The following is a 17,465-nucleotide window of genomic DNA, read 5'->3' on the forward strand; positions in this document are numbered from 1 at the left end:
ATGCTCAGGGTTGTACCGAGGCCGTGCTGTTGACCAGTTTCGGCTGGCGATAGAGGTCCAGCAGCACCTGGTCGAGCACCGCTGAAGCACCCCAGGGTTTTGGATCGTTGAGGATCGCCGCCACCGCCCAGGTGTTGCCGTTGCTGTCGCGGCTGTAGCCGGCAATCGCGCGTACGGTATTCAGGGTACCGGTCTTGATATGGGCCTCGCCGGTCATCGCGGTGCGCTTGAGGCGCTTGCGCATGGTGCCATCCATGCCTACCAGCGGCATCGAGCTGATGAATTCGGCAGCGTAGGGGCTTTTCCAGGCAGCCTGCAGCAGGGCTGCCATTTCCCGGGTGCTGACCCGTTCGGCGCGAGACAAGCCGGAGCCGTTCTCCATGATCAGGTGCGGTGCAGTGATGCCCTTTTTCGCCAGCCACTGGCGTACCACACGCTGTGCTGCACGGGCGTCGTCGCCATCGGCATCGGTGCGGAACTGCGCGCCCAGGCTCAGGAACAGCTGCTGGGCCATGGTGTTGTTACTGTATTTGTTGATGTCGCGAATGATCTCGACCAGGTCAGGCGAGAAGGCGCGTGCCAGCAGGCGGGCACTTTTCGGCACGTTGTCGATCCGGTCGCGACCCTGGATGGTGCCACCCAGTTCATTCCAGATGGCCCGTACCGCACCGGCGGCATAGGTCGGGTGGTCGAGCAGCGACAGGTAGGTCTGCGAGTTGCAGCCGTCAGCCAACTGACCGCTGACCACGACGGTAACGCCGTCTGCCTGGGTGACCGGGTTGTAGCGCACATCGCCGCTGCATTGCTTGCTGTTGACTGCCTTGACCTGGTTGTCGATACGGATGCTGGCAATCGGTGGTTCGACCGATACCAGCACCTTGCCACCGTCGTTGCGGGCGACGAAGCGCAGGGCCTTGAGGTTGATCAGCAGGGAGTCGGGCTTGACCAGGAACGGCTTGTTTTCGTCGCCGCCGTCATCATTGAACTGGGGCAGCACGGGTTGCACGAAGTGGCTGCGATCAAGCACCAGGTCGCCGCTGATGGTTTGCACCCCGTTGGCGCGCAGGTCGCGCATCAACAGCCAGAGCTTTTCCATGTTCAGCTTCGGGTCACCGCCGCCTTTGAGGTAGAGGTTGCCCTGCAGGGTGCCGTTACGCAGCGGGCCGTCGCTGTAGAACTCGGTCTTCCACTGGTGAGTCGGGCCGAGCAGCTCCAGGGCCGCATAGGTGGTGACCAGCTTCATGGTCGAGGCCGGGTTGACCGAGATGTCGGCATTGAACACGGTTGGCGTGCCAGGGCCGTTGAGCGGCAGCATCACCAGCGACAGGGCCGAGTCCTGCAATTTATTGGTTTTCAGCGCTTGCTGTACTTTGGCGGGCAGCGTGGTGTTGACGGCCGCGGCCTGGGAAGGCAAGGCAACGGGCAGGAGCAGGCCGGCAAGCAGAAGAGGGCGTAGAGATCTGATCATGTGCAATAAAACCCTGCAAGCGAGGGGTGAAAAAAACGGAGCAAGGAAAGGTGAAGGCCCCGGAGTGAAAAATATAGCGCGCATTATGCCCCAAGGCGCAGGGAGATGGGGCAGTGCGACAGGGTGGCTTGTCGGCTTTTATTCCGGCAGCCTCGCGGCGAAACTGGTAAAGTGCGCCGCGTTATTACTCAAGAGGATTGTTTCATGGCCACTAACCGTTCCCGCCGTCTGCGCAAAAAACTCTGCGTGGATGAATTCCAGGAGCTGGGTTTTGAACTGAACCTGGAGTTCAAGGAAGACCTGACCGACGAAGCCGTTGATGCCTTCCTCGATGCGTTCCTCGATGACGCCATGGAAGCCAACGGTCTGGACTATGTTGGCGGCGACGACTTCGGTCTGGTTTGCAAAGCAGATCGTGGTTCGGTCACTGAAGAACAACGCGCTGCCGTTGAAAGCTGGCTCAAAGGCCGCAACGAGCTGACCAAGATCGAAGTCAGCCCGCTGCTGGACGCCTGGTATCCGGAAAAACCGATCAATCCGGTTGCCTGATGCCTGAAGAAACGGCGGCCCCAGTGGCCGCCGTTTTGTTTTCAGCTCACCTTTGCCGTCGCACTGGCTGAGCCCTCTGGGTGCAAGTGCCGTTCAAGTGCCTGTTCCACCTCTGCCATGGCGGCCGTCAGCTGTTGCTGGTGAAGCTCGAGCGTGGGTACCGGCGCATTCGCCTGGCAGTCTGATTCCAGCTGTTCGCAGGCATCGATCAAGGCGTTGGCCTGAATGATCCGCGCGGCACCGAGAATACGATGCGCTTCGTCCTTCAACCGATCGGTTTGCCGTTCAGGGTCAAGCTCCGCCAGCGCTATCCGGTCCTTGCTAAAACTCTGTTGAAGCTGTTTCAGCAATGCTTGCAAGTCGATGGCGCTGTTGCCCACCACGGGCTCCAGGCCTTGCAGGTCGAACAGGGCAGAGTGGGCGGCACCGGCGCGTTGGGGGAGAGGTTGTATCCTGGCCAGGCGCTGGCCCAGCGCCTTGAGGCTGATCGGCTTGAGCAGGCAGTCATCCATGCCAGCTTGTAGGCATTGCCTGCGGACCTCCGGCTGGGCGTTGGCGGTGTAACCCAGTAGGGTGCAGCGCGGCCATTGTTGTGCGTTTTCGTCAGCGCGTATCGCCTGGGCAAGTTGGTAACCATCGATGCCTGGCATGTTGCAGTCGATGATCAGCACATCGAATGCCTCCCGCCGCCATATCTCCAGAGCCTCCAGGCCGTTATCGACACTGCGGTGCTGCAACCCCAGGTAGTTCAGTTGTTGGGTCAGTAGCAACAGGTTGGCCGGATGGTCATCGACCACCAGCACCTTCAGGGCAGCAACGGACAGGCAGGGTTCGGCAATCACGGCAGGCTCGCCGGGCGGGCTGGTCATCAGCGTCACCGGCATGCTGACCTGCACGCGGGTACCCTGGCCAAACACACTGTGCAGGGTCAGGTTGCCGCCCATCAGGTGGCACAGGTCGCGACTGATCGACAGACCCAGGCCTGTACCGCTACGCGCCAGCTTGCTATCGGGGTTGGCTTGGGCGAAGGGCAGGAACAGGCGTTGCTGGTCCTCATCGCGAATGCCGATACCGGTGTCCTGTACGCTCAGTTCAAGCCTGGCAAGATCCGGCTCGGGGCCAGGTTCCAGGCTCAGTTCAATGATGACCTGGCCTTGCTCGGTGAACTTGATTGCATTGCTGACCATATTCGAAAGGATCTGCTTCATCCGTAGCGGGTCCAGATGAACATCGACATGCGCGCTGGGTGCGATACGGATCATCAGGCGCAGGTTTTTCTGGCGCGCCAGGCCATCGAACACGCGTCCGACAGACTCCACCAGCGCCCTCAGGCCGACCCGTTCCAGCGCCAGACCAAGGTGCCCGGACTCGATGCGGGCGATGTCGAGTATGTCGCCGATCAGGGCCAGCAAGTCGTTTGCCGAACTGTAGGCCACTTCAACTGCCGGTCGATCCAGCTGCCCCTGGTCGGCTTTTTCCAAGGCTAGCTCGAGCATGCCAAGGATGGCGTTCATCGGGGTACGGATTTCATGACTGATGGTTGCCAGAAAGGTGCTCTTGGCGCGATTGGCATCATCGGCCTGCTGCTTGGCCTGGCTCAGGTCCTGGATCAACTGGCGTCGTTCACTGATATCGATCCAGCCGCCGATGATGCCCTGGACCTCACCGAGCGAGTCCCGGTAAGGCAGGATCCAGTGGTAAATGGTCATTGTCCTGTCATTGATCAGCAGCGGACGATCAATGATCAGTGGCACGCCCTCGCGCATTACTTGCTGGTAGTCGGCCTGAATCTGGCTGGCATAGCCGCTGTCGCCCAGCGCGCCATCATCCAGGCGTTTGCCCAGCACCTCATCAAGCTGTAACTGAACGGCCTCCAGGTAGCTGTCGTTGCAACTTTGCAGCAGCCCTTCACGGTCACGTACATACATCGGGTGAGGTGTGCCGTTGAGCAGCGTGCGCATGAATTCGAGCTGATCGCCCAAGGCGCGCTCTGCGGCTTCGCGTTGTTTGATCTGGCGGCGCATCCAGGCATTCCAGGCCAGCGACAGCAACAGGAGCACGCTGGTGCCCAGCACGATTTGCAGGACCAGTTGGTGGTACTTGCTCCAGTAGGCATCGGTTTCGGTGCTGTAGCCACGCCAACGGCTGTTGATAACGCCCAGTTCTTCCGGCGCGATACTCAGCAGTGCCTTGTTCAGAATCGAAGCCAGCTCTTGGGAATGCCTGGCGGTCGCCATCGAAAAGGTTGCAGGTTCGGCACCAACGGAAGCGCGAATGACCAGCCCATGCTGGGTCGCCAGGCTGAAGTTGGCGTTGATCAGCGCCATGATCGCAGCGTCGACATGGCCGCTGGCCAGTAAGGATGCGGAGTGCGCGGCGCTTTCGGTCTCCACCAGCTGTATGCCGGCCGCTCGTGCACGCAACCTGTCGACCAGAGGGCTGTCGCGGGTCAGGGCCACGCGGCGAGCTGAAAGCTGTTCCAGCGAGGTGGGTTGGTCCGCTCCTGTGCGGGTCACCAGCACGTAGGAGTTTTCCAGGTAGGGGCGGCTGATATGCAGGGTGCTTTCCCGGTGCTTGCTCGGCGAGATGGCGGCAATTACATCGGCCTGGTTGTGGTTTACACGATCGATCATGTCACTGATGCCGCTGGCGCGCTGCACTTCGAAGCGCAAACCGGTGCGCAAGCGGATCAGCTCAAGCAGGTCGGCGGCAATTCCGCGAAAGTTGCCGGTGTTATCGAAAAACGTCAGGGGTGCTGCGGTTTCGTTGACCACTACACGGACCACCGGGTGCTTGCTCAGCCAGTGCTCTTCGCGTTGCGAGAGTTGCAGTTTGCGATCAGTCAGCAGCAGGTCGCTGCCTGCGCTCCAGCGTTTGAAAATGTCTTTACGGGTAGTGCTTGAGAGGTTGTCGAGGGTGGCGTTGATCAACTGCAGCAGGGTGGGGTTGCTTTGCTGTACGGCAAAGCTGAAGCCGACCGGTTCGTGTTTGCTGAAATTGGCCATCTTGACGTTCTGCAGATGGCCCTGATTGATCATGTAATGGGTGGAAATGGTATCGCCGAGAAACACGTCGGCCTGATCGAAGGCGACGGCATTGAGGGCATTCAGATAGGAGGGGTAGGTCTGAATCGTTGCCTTCGGGTAGTTGGCCCGTACCTCTGCAAGCGGCAAGTAGTGATAGACCATGCTCAGGCGCAGGCCAGCCAGACCGGTATCAAGCGGGCGGCTTTCGTTTTCGCGGGTCACCAGCACCGGCTGATCGATGGCGTAAGGTCTGGAAAGCACCACCCCCGGTGTAGAGGCTTCGAAGCCATTGGCACTGCCGAGCAGGTCTATCTGCCCCAGAGTCAGGGCCTTTACCGCTTCCTGGCGGCTGGCAAAGCGCCGGACCTGAATAGGCAATCGCAGCGTGTTTTGCAGTATTCCGGCAATGTCAGCAGTCAGGCCTTCGTAGTCGCGACCGCTGGCGGTCATGTCGAAGGGCGGATAATCCGGTGCCGAAGTACCCAGCAACAATTGTTTTTTGCCTGCGATCCAGCGTCGTTGCGCCGAACTCAGCGGGAGGTTCACGCTCACCGGTTGCGAGCGGCTTAGCAACCGGTGCTGGCTGGCCTGTACGTCGTCGGCATATGCCGTAGGTAGCAGGTACAGGCAGGCCAGGAGGCTGCACAGGCAACAATAGAGGGTGCGGCTAGGCATGGCCTGATTCAAACCAGAGCATTGCGTTTGGCCATTTCAATGAGTTCGACCAAGGACTTGGCTTTGAGTTTTTGCATCAAGCGCTTTTTATAAGTGCTGACAGTTTTGTTGCTGAGGAACATCCCTTGGGCAATTTCCTTGTTGCTTCTGCCTTGGGCAAAGAGTTGCAGGACCATCAATTCCCGGTCATTGACTTGCTTGAATAGTTCCAGTTCACAGTGTTCGTTGTCGTGAGGGCGCAAGTTGCTGATCGCCTGACTGGGGAAGTAGTTGTAACCCGACAACACTGCTTTGATCGCACTGAGCAACTCGCTCAGGTCTTCCTGTTTGCATACATAGCCGGCGGCGCCGGAGTGCATGCAGCGTACGGCAAACAACGCCGGCGACTGTGCGGTGAGCACCAGGATTTTCAGGGGGATGGCCATGCTATGAAAGCGTGACAACACTTCCAGGCCATCGAGTCTGGGGATGCTGATGTCGAGGATGATCAAGTCGGGCAGGCATTCGCGGACCATCTGCATGGCGTCCACGCCGTTGTCCGACTCTCCGACTACGCAATAGCCTTCATTCTCCAGGAGCATGCGCACAGCCAGGCGGATGACTGGGTGATCGTCGATGATAAATACAGATTGCATGGTGAACTTATCCAGGAAAGGTGTCGATTAAGCTGGCACCTTAACGCAGATAGAACAGGGCGCACACGAACAGAAAGGGAGCTAAGTGCTATATAGGAAATATCCGACTATAAATGAAGGCATGGACTACAAGTGTTGTTTCATGCTGTTGCTTCAAGTGTGGGTGTTGGTAACTAAATGTTTCTGTTTGTTTGGTTTGTTTAAACTATTTTCGCCATGTAGTCCTTGTCCTGCGGTGATATGTATTAACAGGTAGCCAGGTGTGAGCCCGACATCGCTCCTCACACCTGGCGGGCGCGTAATACGCTTACACCGGGCTTGAACGTCCCGTCATCTCCCGTGCCATTTCACTGGCGTAGCTGTCGGTCATCCCGGCAATGAAGTCGATCATGCGCAGGAACGATGTATACAGTGGTGCATCGGGACTGGGGGCGCTATTGCCGAGCAGGTCGAGGATGCGTCGGCTCTTGAACGATGGCGTGCGGCCGCCGTGTTGTTCAAGCGCCGCGCCGCAGAAAGAGTTGAGCAGTATTTCGAGGGTGGTGTAGGCGCCGATTTCATGCAGTGTCTTGCGCTTGTCCTGGAAGATCTTCTTGCGTGCCATGTCCTTGGCTTGCAGGACGCAGCGTTTGGCCGGGCCATGCATGTGTTCGACCAGGTCGCCCTGCAAACGCCCCGACAGCAAGGCATCCTGCTGTTCGACAAACGCGCGGGCGGCGGCATTGGTCAGGTGCTCGATGGCCTTGCCGCGCAGAATCGCCAGCTTGCGCCGACGTGAATCGCCGGGGCCCAGCTGGCGGTAGGTTTCCGGCAGATCGTCACCCACCAGGTTCAACAGCAGCGATTCCACTTCCGGGTAGTCGAGCAGCTCCATTTCCAGACCGTCTTCGAGGTCGATCAGGGCGTAGCAGATGTCGTCGGCGGCTTCCATCAGATACACCAAGGGGTGCCGGGCCCAGCGTTGATCTTCAATCTGCGGCAGGCCGAGTTTGCCGGCAATCTGTTCCAGCAATGGCAGTTCGCTCTGATAGCAGCCGAACTTGTGCTTCTTGTAGCCCAGTGCGTCGGCATGGCGGGCGGTCCAGGGGTATTTCAGGTACGTGCCGAGGGTTGCATAGGTCAGGCGGGTGCCGCCGTCGAACTGGTGATACTCCAGTTGGGTCAGGACCCGGAAGCCCTGGGCGTTGCCTTCGAAATTGAGAAAATCGGCACGCTCGGCGTCGGTCATCGCATCGAGCCAGCCGCGCCCGGCTGCCTGCTGGAACCAGTGGCGAATGGCATCTTCACCGGAGTGGCCAAAGGGCGGGTTGCCGATGTCGTGAGCAAGGCAGGCTGACTGCACGACCATGCCAAGATCGCTGGGCTCGCACCATTCAGGCAGCTGGCGACGCAGCGTTTCACCGACACGCATGCCCAGTGAACGGCCGACGCAGCTGACTTCCAGCGAATGGGTCAGGCGTGTGTGGATATGATCGTTGCTGGATACCGGGTGCACTTGGGTCTTGCGTCCCAGGCGGCGGAAGGCACCGGAGAAAATGATCCGGTCATGGTCCTTGTGGAAGGGGCTGCGGCCCAGCTCTTCAGGGCTGTGCAGGGTCTTGCCGAGACGTTCGCGGGTGAGCAGGGTGTGCCAGTCCAAGGCCGGTTCTCCAAAACAGGGGCAGGCGCCTAGCTTCCCGTGTCGGCGCGGCACCTGCAAGCGGCAACTGCCTTCCCTAGTGGGAGCGGGCTTGTCCCGCGATGCGATGTGACTGGCAGTTCGCAATCGCGGGGCAAGCCCGCTCCCACCGAGCCAGGTATTTAGCGCTTGCTGGCAGCGCCCTGCATGACCAGCTTGAGCAACGGCAGCAGGCTGCTACCGACGCGAATCATCCGGCTCAGGCTACCGTTTTTGGCGCCCTTGCCGGTCAGGAATCCCAGCACCACCACCGCAGCGATTCCCCACAGTGGTGCATGCTTGATGCCCAGTCCACCCTGCAGGCTGTCGCCCATGGCGCGCAGACGGGTCAGGGGGTTGAGCAACTGCCCGGACTCATGGCGGATTTCCTGGCGGTGCATCTCCAGGCGCAGGCGCACCAGCGCCTTGCGCAGCTCACGCCGGTTGGTGGTTTTCGGTAGTTCAGGCAGGCTCATGGCAACAGGCGCTCCCGGTCCTTGGCGAGTTCTTCGAGGGTCGAGCTGAAGGGCGACGATTCATCGTATACCGCCGCTCTCAGGCGCAGGGCGCAAAAACAGCGCCGCCACACCATAGAACACACACAGGCCGACGATACCGGCGAGGCGGTAACTGTCCCAGAGCAGCACCAGTACCAGGGCTGAGAGCGCAACCAGCAATAGCAGGGCAAACACCAGGGCCAGGCCAGCAAACAGCAACAGGCCCAGCGTGCGCGCTTTCTGTTCTTGCAGTTCTATACCGAACAGCTCGACATGGCCGTGCAACAGGCCGAGTACGGCTGCACCCAGGCGTTTGCTCGACGCAGTGCCAGTGCTGTTGGATTCGCTTTCCATAGCCAACCTCAGCGCCGATTGGCCAGCAGACCGATCAGAAATCCGACCCCGGCAGCAATGCCGATCGATTGCCAGGGGTTGTTCTGTACGTAGTCTTCGGTCGCGCTCAGGGCTGCCTGGCCGTGCTCGCGGACCGAATCCTGGGTCAGTTGCAGGGTTTCCCGGGCACGCATCAGGCTCTCGTGGATCTGACCGCGTAATTCGTCGGCCTGATCACCAGCCAGGGTGGCGGTGTGTTCCAGCAATTTCTCGGTGTCACGTACCAACGCTTGAAAGTCAGCCATCAATGTCTCTTGAGCAGTCTTTGCCGATTTGCTGGTCATGGGGCTCTCCCTAAGGGTTGTGGCTATTTCGAGTCGCGAGCGCTGGCGAAGGTTCAGTGAAAATGCTGGTACAGGTTTTGCTGTTCCAGGGTGCGCTCAGGTCCGGCGCCTGCGCCAAGTTCGCGCGCGGAAGCAACCGGGCCTGTAAACCTTAACCCAATCCACGACAAACCCAAGGAAAAACTCCAGATACCAGCAGGATCGGCCAGGGAGGTGGCGCTCGCATGATCCAGACTGGTGCAAAAAGGAGTCACTCCGCGCTGTCTTGGTGCTTTCGAAAGGCCTGCCGATTCCATGGAAAACCTGCAAAGTGCGGTGGACAGTCTGATCCACGGCTCCAACACACTCTTCATTCTGCTGGGCGCCGTTATGGTGCTGGCCATGCACGCCGGGTTTGCCTTCCTGGAAGTGGGTACCGTGCGCCATAAGAACCAGGTTAATGCGCTGTCGAAAATTCTCAGTGACTTTGCTGTATCAACCCTGGCGTACTTCTTCGTCGGTTACTGGATTTCCTATGGCGTGAATTTCCTGCAGCCTGCGGCGGTGCTCAGTCATGAGCATGGTTACAGCCTGGTGAAGTTCTTTTTCCTGCTGACCTTTGCCGCAGCGATTCCGGCAATCATTTCCGGCGGTATCGCCGAGCGGGCGCGCTTTGCTCCGCAGATGTGCGCTACGGCGCTGATCGTCGCGTTGGTCTATCCCTTCTTTGAAGGCATCGTCTGGAATGGCAACCTGGGCTTGCAGGCCTGGTTGCAGGCGCAGTTCGGCGCCAGCTTCCATGACTTTGCCGGCTCTGTGGTGGTGCATGCCATGGGCGGTTGGCTGGCCTTGACGGCAGTGCTGTTGCTCGGCCCGCGCAACGGGCGTTACCGCGATGGCAAGCTGGTGGCGTTCGCCCCTTCGAACATTCCCTTTCTGGCGCTGGGTTCGTGGATCCTGATTGTCGGCTGGTTTGGCTTCAACGTCATGAGTGCCCAGACCCTGCAAGGGGTCAGCGGCCTGGTCGCGGTCAACTCGTTGATGGCTATGGTCGGTGGCACGGTGGCGGCTTTGCTGGTCGGGCGCAATGACCCGGGCTTTCTGCACAACGGTCCGTTGGCTGGATTGGTGGCGGTGTGCGCGGGCTCTGACCTGATGCACCCGGTTGGGGCGTTGCTCACGGGTGCAATTGCCGGGGCGTTGTTTGTGTGGTGCTTTATTGCGGCGCAGAACACCTGGAAAATCGACGATGTGCTGGGCGTCTGGCCGCTGCACGGATTGTGCGGGGTGTGGGGTGGCATCGCCTGTGGAATTTTCGGTCAGACAGCGTTCGGTGGCCTGGGGGGCGTGAGCCTGGTCAGCCAGTTGATCGGCAGCCTGGCCGGGGTGCTGGTGGCGCTGGTGGGCGGTTTTGCGGTGTACGGTGTGATCAAACTGTTGCTCGGTCTGCGCCTGAGCCAGGAGCAGGAGTATTACGGCGCCGACCTGTCGATCCACAAGATCGGCGCCACCAGCCAGGATTGATCAGCGCCCGGCGACCAGCCGCGCCTCGCAGGCTGCCAGGGCCGGTAGCGGGCCACTGAGCAGCACTGAGTCGCCGGCATGCAGGCACGTGTCGGCGCTCATTGCCAGCTCTTCGCCATTGCGTTGTACGGCCTGCAGCTCGACACCGAACTGTTCCAGATCCAGTTCGGTCAGAGGGCGCCCGCAGGCGTAGGCCTCGGCGCCAAGGTTGACCGCATGCATCATCGCTTTGGGCAGGCCTTCGCTGTCGACCGGGCTGGTCTGGGCGCCTTGATAGAACGCCTGGAGCATGCGGTAGCGGGTCTGGCGCACTTCGTCGATGCGTGCTTGTACGTGCTCCATGGGCAGGCCGAGCATGACCAGTGCATGGGAGGCGAGCATCAGGCTCGATTCGAGCAGCTCAGGTACAACAGCGGTGGCACCTGCCGTACGCAGCTCTTCATGCTGGCTGTCATCACGGGTACGCACCAGGATCTGTATCTGAGCGTGACGTTCACGAGCCGCTTTGAGCACGCTCATGGCGATGTCGGTTTTATCCACGGCAATCACCAGCAGGCGTGCACGTTCAAGGCCGATGGCGCTGAGCAGTTCGCCGCGCCGTGAGTCGCCGTAGTGCACGCTGCTTTCGCCGGCCGCAGCTTCCTGAACCCTTACCGGATCGTCATCGAGGGCAATGAAGGGGATGTTTTCGCGGCGCAGGAATCGCCCGGTTGATTGCCCGACCCGGCCATAGCCGCAGATCAGCACGTGACCGCTCATTGAGGCACTTTGCGCCTCGATGGCCTCCAGTTGGACTTCCTCGTTGGGCTTGCGGTGCAGGTGGGCGGCGATGGTGGGGGCGGCGCGCAGTAGCAGCGGTGTGACCAACATTGAACAGAAGGTCGCGGCCAGCAACAGATTGCCCATAGCTTCGGGCAGTAGATCGGTTTGCTGCATCTGTGCCATCAGGGCGAAACAGAATTCACCGCCTTGGGCCAAGGCCAGGCCGCTGCGCCACGCAGTTTCGGCATCGCTGCCACGCACCCGTACCAGTGCTGCGACCACGCAGCCTTTGACCAGCAACAGGCCCAGGGTCAGGGCGAGGATTTCCAGGCCATGGGTGGCGAACAGTTGCAGGTCGATCAGCATGCCGATACTGACGAAAAACAATCCCAGAAGAATGTCGCGGAAAGGGCGGATATCCGCTTCGATCTGGTGGCGATAGTTGCTCTCGCCCAACAACATGCCGGCCAGGAATGCGCCCAGTGCCGGCGACAAACCGAGTAAGTGAGTCAACCAGGCGGTCAGCAGGACGATGACCAGTGCCAGCAACACGAACAGTTCCGCTGAATGGGAGCTGGCCACTTCGTGAAACAGGCGCGGCAGCAGCCAGCGGCTGGCTAGCAACAGGCCGACGAAGAGGATCACGGTTTTGCCTAGGGTCAGCGGCAGGGCCCAGTACCAGGCCTGGCCACCGTCACCGGCAAACACCGGAACCAGGGTCAGCAGCAAGACCGCTATCACATCCTGGAACAGCAATACGCCGATAGCGTTCTGGCCATGGCTGCTGAAGATCTCCCCGAGACTGGTCAGCTCTTTACTGACGATAGCGGTGGATGACAACGCCAGACCTGCACCCAGCAATAACGCCGTGTTTGCGGGCATGCCCATCAGGGCCAGCAGCCCGGCCAGCAGTATCGACGAGCAGATTACCTGCAGGCTACCCAGGCCAAACACCACTTTGCGCAGGGCGAGCATTTTCGACAGGGAAAACTCCAGGCCCAGCGAGAACAGCAGGAATACCACGCCCATTTCCGCTAGGTCGGGCAGTTCTTCGCTTTCATTGACCCAGTTCAGCGCCGTGGGGCCGACAAACAGGCCAACACACAAGTAGCCCAGGACAGGCGGCAGCTTCAGGCGCCTGAAGAAGGCAATGACGACTAGCGATGAGGCCAGGATGATCAACAGGTTGGCGAACACAACACACTCCATGTAAGAAAGCAGCAAAAAACCACTCAGCATGAACCATAGCTGCTGGTCGGACGCTGATCAGGATCAGTCGTCCATCACTGAGCTGGCGCCGGAGCCTCGCGCTCGACGGCCCCCGACTGCAGACCTAGAATAATGATCCCTTCCTTCTTTTGTCGGTACCCGTAAATGCCTCCTGAATGCCAATTGTTCGGCACCCTGGGTTGCCACCTGTGTGAAGTGGCCGAAGCCTTGTTGATGCCTTTTGTCGAGCATGGCCTGCTGGTTGAGCTGGTGGATATTGCCGATGACGAGTCACAGCTGGCCCGTTATGCATTATTGATCCCGGTGCTGCGTCGATGCGATACAGGCGCCGAGCTGAACTGGCCGTTCGATGCCGAGCAAGTGGTGGCCTTCCTGCGTTGAAACAAGCGCTTCGGCGGAGAGATTTCCTGTCGTGCACGGCAGGGAGGGGGTGTGGACAATCCTTGGGTGTTTTTACTCATACCAAGGAGCGGACCATGTACCTGAGCGAACACTTCACGCTGGCCGAAATGACGGTGTCGGAGACCGCCGCGCGTCTGGGTATCGACAACACCCCGGATGCCCAGACGCTCGTCAACCTGCGAAGGCTGTGCACTTTTCTGGAACAGATACGCCAGTTGGTCGATAAACCGGTGTTGGTCAGCAGCGGTTATCGCTGCCTTCAATTGAACGAGGTCATTGGCGGTTCGCTTCAGAGCGCCCATACCGACGGTCTGGCGGCAGACATCAATGTACCCGGGCTGACACCTCGGGAGCTGGCACGCGGTGTGGCAGACAGCTCGTTGATGTTCGATCAACTGATTCTCGAGTTCGACCAGTGGGTGCATGTGGGGCTCTCCCTGACGCCTGAGCGCCGCCAATTGCTGACCGTTCGCAAGGGTACTGGCTACCTTCCCGGGTTGGTCTGAACGCTGCCTGATTGACGCGTCCGATAACTCTGAATATGCTGTATATAAATACAGTATTGGGGTGGCGTTTGCCTCGAGGATCCAAACCATGGTCAATGTCGAACAACTGAAATACACCGTCAATCGTATGCCCACCGCCATGGTGAGCGAGGCGGTGCTCGAGTTGCGCCTGGATGGCCTCGTGCTGGAAGGCAAGACGCCTTTCAACAAACTGCACTTCAACACCTGTTTCGCCGAAATCGAAGCATTGTTCCAGCGTGCCGGCTATCACCGTCCGCTGGATGTGGTCGGTTACCAGGGCTTGTTGTACGCCCTTTATGACCCTGGTCGCTGGGAGGCGGTTGACGTGTTGCGCTGGCTCAAGGAGTTCATCGAGGCTTCCGCAACCCGGGCTGGCTGAGGCGCCAGGCTTGCGGGATAATGCGCGGTCTATCAGTCACGAGCGTTCCCATGGCCACTGCCCCTTTCGACCCGGCCCAGCATCAAGCCAGTACGGTCTGCCTGCCACCTGGCAACTGGGCCACCGTGCTCGATTGCCTGAGTGAGCATTTCAAGGCGATCGGGCGTGAGCAGTGGCTTGACCGGATCGTCCGCGGACGGGTACTGGATGCCCAGGGTGAACCGATCAGTGCGGCGCTGGCTTATAAGCAGGGGCTGCGCATCCACTATTTTCGCGAAGTACCCAACGAGAAACCGATCCCGTTCGAAGAGCAGATCCTGCACGTCGACGAGCATCTGGTGGTGGCCGACAAACCGCATTTCCTGCCGGTCACGCCTACCGGCGAATATGTCGAACATACTTTGTTACGGCGGCTGATTCGCCGCCTGGACAATCCGAACCTGGTGCCTTTGCATCGTATTGATCGGCATACCGCCGGGCTGGTGATGTTTTCCGCCAACCCCCAGAGCCGATCAGCCTATCAATCGCTGTTCCCCAACCGTCAGATCGACAAGCGCTACCAGGCGATTGCCCGGGCCTTGCCGCAGCTTGAGTTTCCATTGACGCACAAGAGCCGCATGGTCAGTGGCGAGCCGTTCTTCCGTATGCAGGAGGTCGAAGGGCAGAGCAATAGCGAGACCCTGGCCGAGGTGCTGGAGAAGCACGGCGAACTCTGGCGTTATGGCCTGTCGCCGATCACTGGCAAGACGCATCAGTTGCGTGTGCACATGACAGCGCTGGGCGCGAGTATCTGCAACGATCCTTTTTATCCACAGGTGCTGCAGGACCAGGATGACTACAGCAAACCGCTGAAGTTATTGGCGCAGAGCTTGCGCTTCAAGGATCCACTAAGCGGTGAAGAGCGGTTTTTCGAAAGCCGGCTGACGCTCGACTGGTAACGTGTGGGAGCGGGCTTGCCCCGCGATGCGATGTGACTGACAAATCGCAATCGCGGGGCAAGCCCGCTCCCACCGTTACCCCATTGTTCAGCGGTTGAAACGCTCGACCAACGAGTACTGAGTGGTCGCGGTGCGCGTCAGTTCTTCGCTGAGCAAGGCCGAATGCTGGGCTTGCTCGGACGTCTGGTCAGCCAGCTCGGCGATAGTGCTGATGTTGCGGCTGATCTCGTCGGCCACAGCAGTCTGCTCTTCGGTTGCAGCGGCGATCTGGGTGGCCATGTCGGTGATGTTGGCCACCGCTTCGCTGATGCCGACCAATGCCTGGTCCGCTTCCATCACCCGCGCTACACCTTCTTCGGCCTGGCGATGACCCGATTCCATGGTCTGCACGGCATTGCTGGCGGTTTGCTGCAGTTTGGCAATCAGGCCGTGAATCTGGCCGGTCGATTCGCTGGTGCGCTGGGCCAGCTGGCGAACTTCATCGGCTACCACGGCAAAACCGCGGCCCATCTCGCCAGCTCGCGCGGCTTCAATCGCGGCGTTGAGCGCCAGCAGGTTGGTCTGGTCGGCAATGCCTTTGATCACATCGACCACGCCGCCGATTTCATCGCTGTCGCGCGCCAGTTGGGTGACGGTCAGGCCGGTTTCACCAACCGCCGCCGACAGACGCTGGATGGCTTCGCGGGTTTCACCGGCGATGTCACGGCCACGACCGGTCAGGCGATTGGCTTCCTGGGTGGCGTCGGCGGTGCGCTGCACGTGGTTGGCCACTTCCTGGGTGGTGGCGGCCATCTGGTTGACTGCGGCGGCGACCTGCTCGGTCTCGACCCGTTGACGTTCCAGGCCCGAAGAGCTGTTGTGGGCCAGGGTGTCGGACTGTCGGGCCTGCTCGTTGAGGTGCTCTGCCGTGTCCTGCAGGCGGGTCAGGCAGGTCTTCATCCGTGCATCCTGGCTGAGCATGGCCATTTCCAGGCGTGCCTGGACGCCGCGGCTGTCAGTGTACATTTGCGCGATCAACGGATCGGAGGTGGACTGCTCGGCCAGGCGCAGCAGGCGCTTGAGGCCTCGCTGCTGCCAGCTCAGGCCCAGCAGGCCAAGTGGCACCGACAGGGCGGCGGCCAAGGCGAAGCCCCAGGAGTGGCCCAGCCAGTTACCGATCAGGAAGCCGACCTGGCTGACCAGGATGAACGGCAGCCAGTCTTGCACCACGGGCAGCCACTTGTCGCGACGCGGGATCGCCGGCTTGCCCTGATTGATGCGCTGGTACAACGCCTCGGCCCGGCGGACCTGCTCGGCAGTCGGCTTGACCCGCACCGATTCAAAGCCAACCACCTGGTTGTTCTCGAACACCGGGGTGACGTAGGCGTTGACCCAGTAGTGGTCACCGCTCTTGCAACGGTTCTTGACGATGCCCATCCATGGCAAGCCTTGCTTGAGTGTGGCCCACATGTGCGCGAACACCGCAGGCGGTACATCGGGGTGGCGCACCAGGTTGTGCGGCGCGCGCATCAGCTCTTCGCGGGAAAAACCACTGATCTCGACGAAGGCGTCGTTGCAATAGGTGATGACACCCTTGGTATCGGTGGTCGAGATCAAACGTTGTTGAGCTGGGAAAGTCCGTTCGCGCTGGGTTATTGGCTGGTTATTACGCATTAGCTGTTCAATCCGCAAGGCTTTCGAGGGTTATCGGCAGCGTGGGGGTTTTGTTGAATGATATTTTGCAAAAGTCAGCAAGTGACCGCGTGTTCACGACGGTATCAGCATCGGATAGGTAAAACCGGCGAAATGTGCCAGGTTAAGGCCGAAATGGCAGAGTATTGCAGCGATCAAGCCGCCGTAGCGGTAAGCCAGACCATAGCCGATACCAGCCAGGGAGGCGAGCAGTACCCACTGCCAGCCAGCGCCCAGGTGCGCGAGGCCGAATAGGCCGGCGGCGAGGAACAGGGCCAGGTGCTGATTCTTGAGTAAACGTTGGAGCCCGCCCTGGATGTAGCCCCGAAACAGCAGTTCTTCGGTCAGGCTGACCAGCAGCAGGTTATTCAGCACCCAGAGCCAGGCTTGTTCGGGCCATTTCGGCGCCCAGGCAATCATACCCAGCAACCAGGCACCGCCCAGGCACGCGGCAATCACCGCTGGCAAGGTCGTGACCAGGCTCGGCAGCAGGCGCTTGCCGCCCATTGTCAGTACCCAGGGACAGGCCAGCAGCAGCCATAAGCCGATCAACGGCTTGTCCAGGTTCAGGTACATGGAAAAGGGCACGGCGCCGTTGCTGAACACCACTTTGTCGATGACCTTGGCCCCGTGGAAACCGGGCAGCCAGTGCAACGCCAACCCAAAAGCCAGTAGTACGAACAGGGCATGGCCAGACAATTGCTGCCAGTGGGGCGAGCGGCTGACCAGCAAGCCGGCGCACAGCAGGGCAATCAGGCTGGGCAATGCGAGCAGGCCCAGGCTGCCATTGACGAGGGAAAAGACGTAAGCAAAGCCCAGCAGGGCCAGTCCGATCCATTGGGAGACAGGCATGCAGATTCCATTATTCG

General features: G+C 60.1%; 15 protein-coding genes and 1 pseudogene. 6 read left to right on the forward strand and 10 right to left on the reverse strand.

What is annotated here, in order from left to right; all coding sequences use genetic code 11:
* Window positions 1–4 precede the first annotated feature (4 nt).
* A complete protein-coding gene (gene dacB, locus PSAKL28_RS08175) occupies window positions 5–1,468 on the reverse strand; it encodes a D-alanyl-D-alanine carboxypeptidase/D-alanyl-D-alanine endopeptidase (protein ID WP_038608819.1) in 1,464 nt (487 codons plus the stop codon).
* A gap of 204 nt (window positions 1,469–1,672) precedes the next feature.
* On the opposite strand from dacB, the gene PSAKL28_RS08180 reads away from it, so the two are divergent.
* Window positions 1,673–2,017, forward strand: a complete 345-nt coding sequence (locus tag PSAKL28_RS08180; RefSeq protein ID WP_038608821.1) for a YggL family protein — start codon at window positions 1,673–1,675, stop codon at window positions 2,015–2,017.
* Window positions 2,018–2,058: 41 nt separating this feature from the next.
* Here the strand turns inward: PSAKL28_RS08180 and PSAKL28_RS08185 are convergent, their stop codons facing one another.
* From PSAKL28_RS08185 to PSAKL28_RS08210, 6 genes and pseudogenes are all read right to left on the reverse strand, one after another.
* Window positions 2,059–5,718, reverse strand: a complete 3,660-nt coding sequence (locus PSAKL28_RS08185) for a transporter substrate-binding domain-containing protein (protein ID WP_038608823.1) — start codon at window positions 5,716–5,718, stop codon at window positions 2,059–2,061.
* Window positions 5,719–5,726: 8 nt separating this feature from the next.
* Complete coding sequence (locus PSAKL28_RS08190; RefSeq protein ID WP_038608826.1) at window positions 5,727–6,353, reverse strand: response regulator transcription factor; 627 nt, start codon at window positions 6,351–6,353, stop codon at window positions 5,727–5,729.
* 307 nt (window positions 6,354–6,660) lie between these two features.
* On the reverse strand, window positions 6,661–7,992 hold the full coding sequence (locus PSAKL28_RS08195) for a deoxyguanosinetriphosphate triphosphohydrolase (RefSeq protein ID WP_038608828.1): 1,332 nt from the start codon (window positions 7,990–7,992) through the stop codon (window positions 6,661–6,663).
* Window positions 7,993–8,153: 161 nt separating this feature from the next.
* Window positions 8,154–8,486 carry a hypothetical protein gene (locus tag PSAKL28_RS08200; RefSeq protein WP_038608830.1) on the reverse strand — a complete coding sequence of 111 codons (333 nt, stop codon included), beginning with the start codon at window positions 8,484–8,486 and terminating at the stop codon, window positions 8,154–8,156.
* Window positions 8,483–8,861 (reverse strand): annotated as a pseudogene (locus PSAKL28_RS08205) (phage holin family protein). Before PSAKL28_RS08205 ends, PSAKL28_RS08200 begins: the two are co-directional and overlap by 4 nt.
* An 8-nt stretch (window positions 8,862–8,869) precedes the next feature.
* Entirely contained in the window at window positions 8,870–9,184 is a 315-nt protein-coding gene (locus PSAKL28_RS08210) for an ElaB/YgaM/YqjD family protein (RefSeq protein ID WP_038608832.1), read from the reverse strand.
* A gap of 294 nt (window positions 9,185–9,478) precedes the next feature.
* Between PSAKL28_RS08210 and PSAKL28_RS08215 the strand changes: the two genes are divergently transcribed.
* Window positions 9,479–10,687, forward strand: a complete 1,209-nt coding sequence (locus PSAKL28_RS08215) for an ammonium transporter (RefSeq protein WP_038608833.1) — start codon at window positions 9,479–9,481, stop codon at window positions 10,685–10,687.
* Here the strand turns inward: PSAKL28_RS08215 and PSAKL28_RS08220 are convergent, their stop codons facing one another.
* Window positions 10,688–12,646, reverse strand: a complete 1,959-nt coding sequence (locus PSAKL28_RS08220) for a monovalent cation:proton antiporter family protein (RefSeq protein ID WP_038616336.1) — start codon at window positions 12,644–12,646, stop codon at window positions 10,688–10,690.
* A gap of 177 nt (window positions 12,647–12,823) precedes the next feature.
* On the opposite strand from PSAKL28_RS08220, the gene PSAKL28_RS08225 reads away from it, so the two are divergent.
* The 4 genes from PSAKL28_RS08225 (at window position 12,824) to PSAKL28_RS08240 (ending at window position 14,925) form a co-directional block, all read left to right on the forward strand.
* Window positions 12,824–13,060 carry a glutaredoxin family protein gene (locus PSAKL28_RS08225; RefSeq protein WP_038608834.1) on the forward strand — a complete coding sequence of 79 codons (237 nt, stop codon included), beginning with the start codon at window positions 12,824–12,826 and terminating at the stop codon, window positions 13,058–13,060.
* 95 nt (window positions 13,061–13,155) lie between these two features.
* Window positions 13,156–13,587 carry a D-Ala-D-Ala carboxypeptidase family metallohydrolase gene (locus PSAKL28_RS08230; protein ID WP_038608836.1) on the forward strand — a complete coding sequence of 144 codons (432 nt, stop codon included), beginning with the start codon at window positions 13,156–13,158 and terminating at the stop codon, window positions 13,585–13,587.
* An 88-nt stretch (window positions 13,588–13,675) separates the two neighbouring features.
* A complete protein-coding gene (locus PSAKL28_RS08235; RefSeq protein WP_038608837.1) occupies window positions 13,676–13,987 on the forward strand; it encodes a hypothetical protein in 312 nt (103 codons plus the stop codon).
* Between the two features lie 50 nt (window positions 13,988–14,037).
* Window positions 14,038–14,925 (forward strand): pseudouridine synthase, encoded by an 888-nt coding sequence (locus tag PSAKL28_RS08240; RefSeq protein ID WP_038608838.1) that lies wholly within the window; start codon window positions 14,038–14,040, stop codon window positions 14,923–14,925.
* An 87-nt stretch (window positions 14,926–15,012) separates the two neighbouring features.
* Here the strand turns inward: PSAKL28_RS08240 and PSAKL28_RS08245 are convergent, their stop codons facing one another.
* Complete coding sequence (locus PSAKL28_RS08245; RefSeq protein ID WP_038608840.1) at window positions 15,013–16,578, reverse strand: methyl-accepting chemotaxis protein; 1,566 nt, start codon at window positions 16,576–16,578, stop codon at window positions 15,013–15,015.
* Between the two features lie 93 nt (window positions 16,579–16,671).
* Complete coding sequence (locus tag PSAKL28_RS08250) at window positions 16,672–17,448, reverse strand: CPBP family intramembrane glutamic endopeptidase (protein ID WP_038608842.1); 777 nt, start codon at window positions 17,446–17,448, stop codon at window positions 16,672–16,674.
* Window positions 17,449–17,465 lie beyond the last annotated feature (17 nt).

Origin of the sequence: Pseudomonas alkylphenolica (genome assembly GCF_000746525.1) — a bacterium.
In the GTDB taxonomy this organism is placed as follows: Bacteria; Pseudomonadota; Gammaproteobacteria; order Pseudomonadales; family Pseudomonadaceae; genus Aquipseudomonas; species Aquipseudomonas alkylphenolica.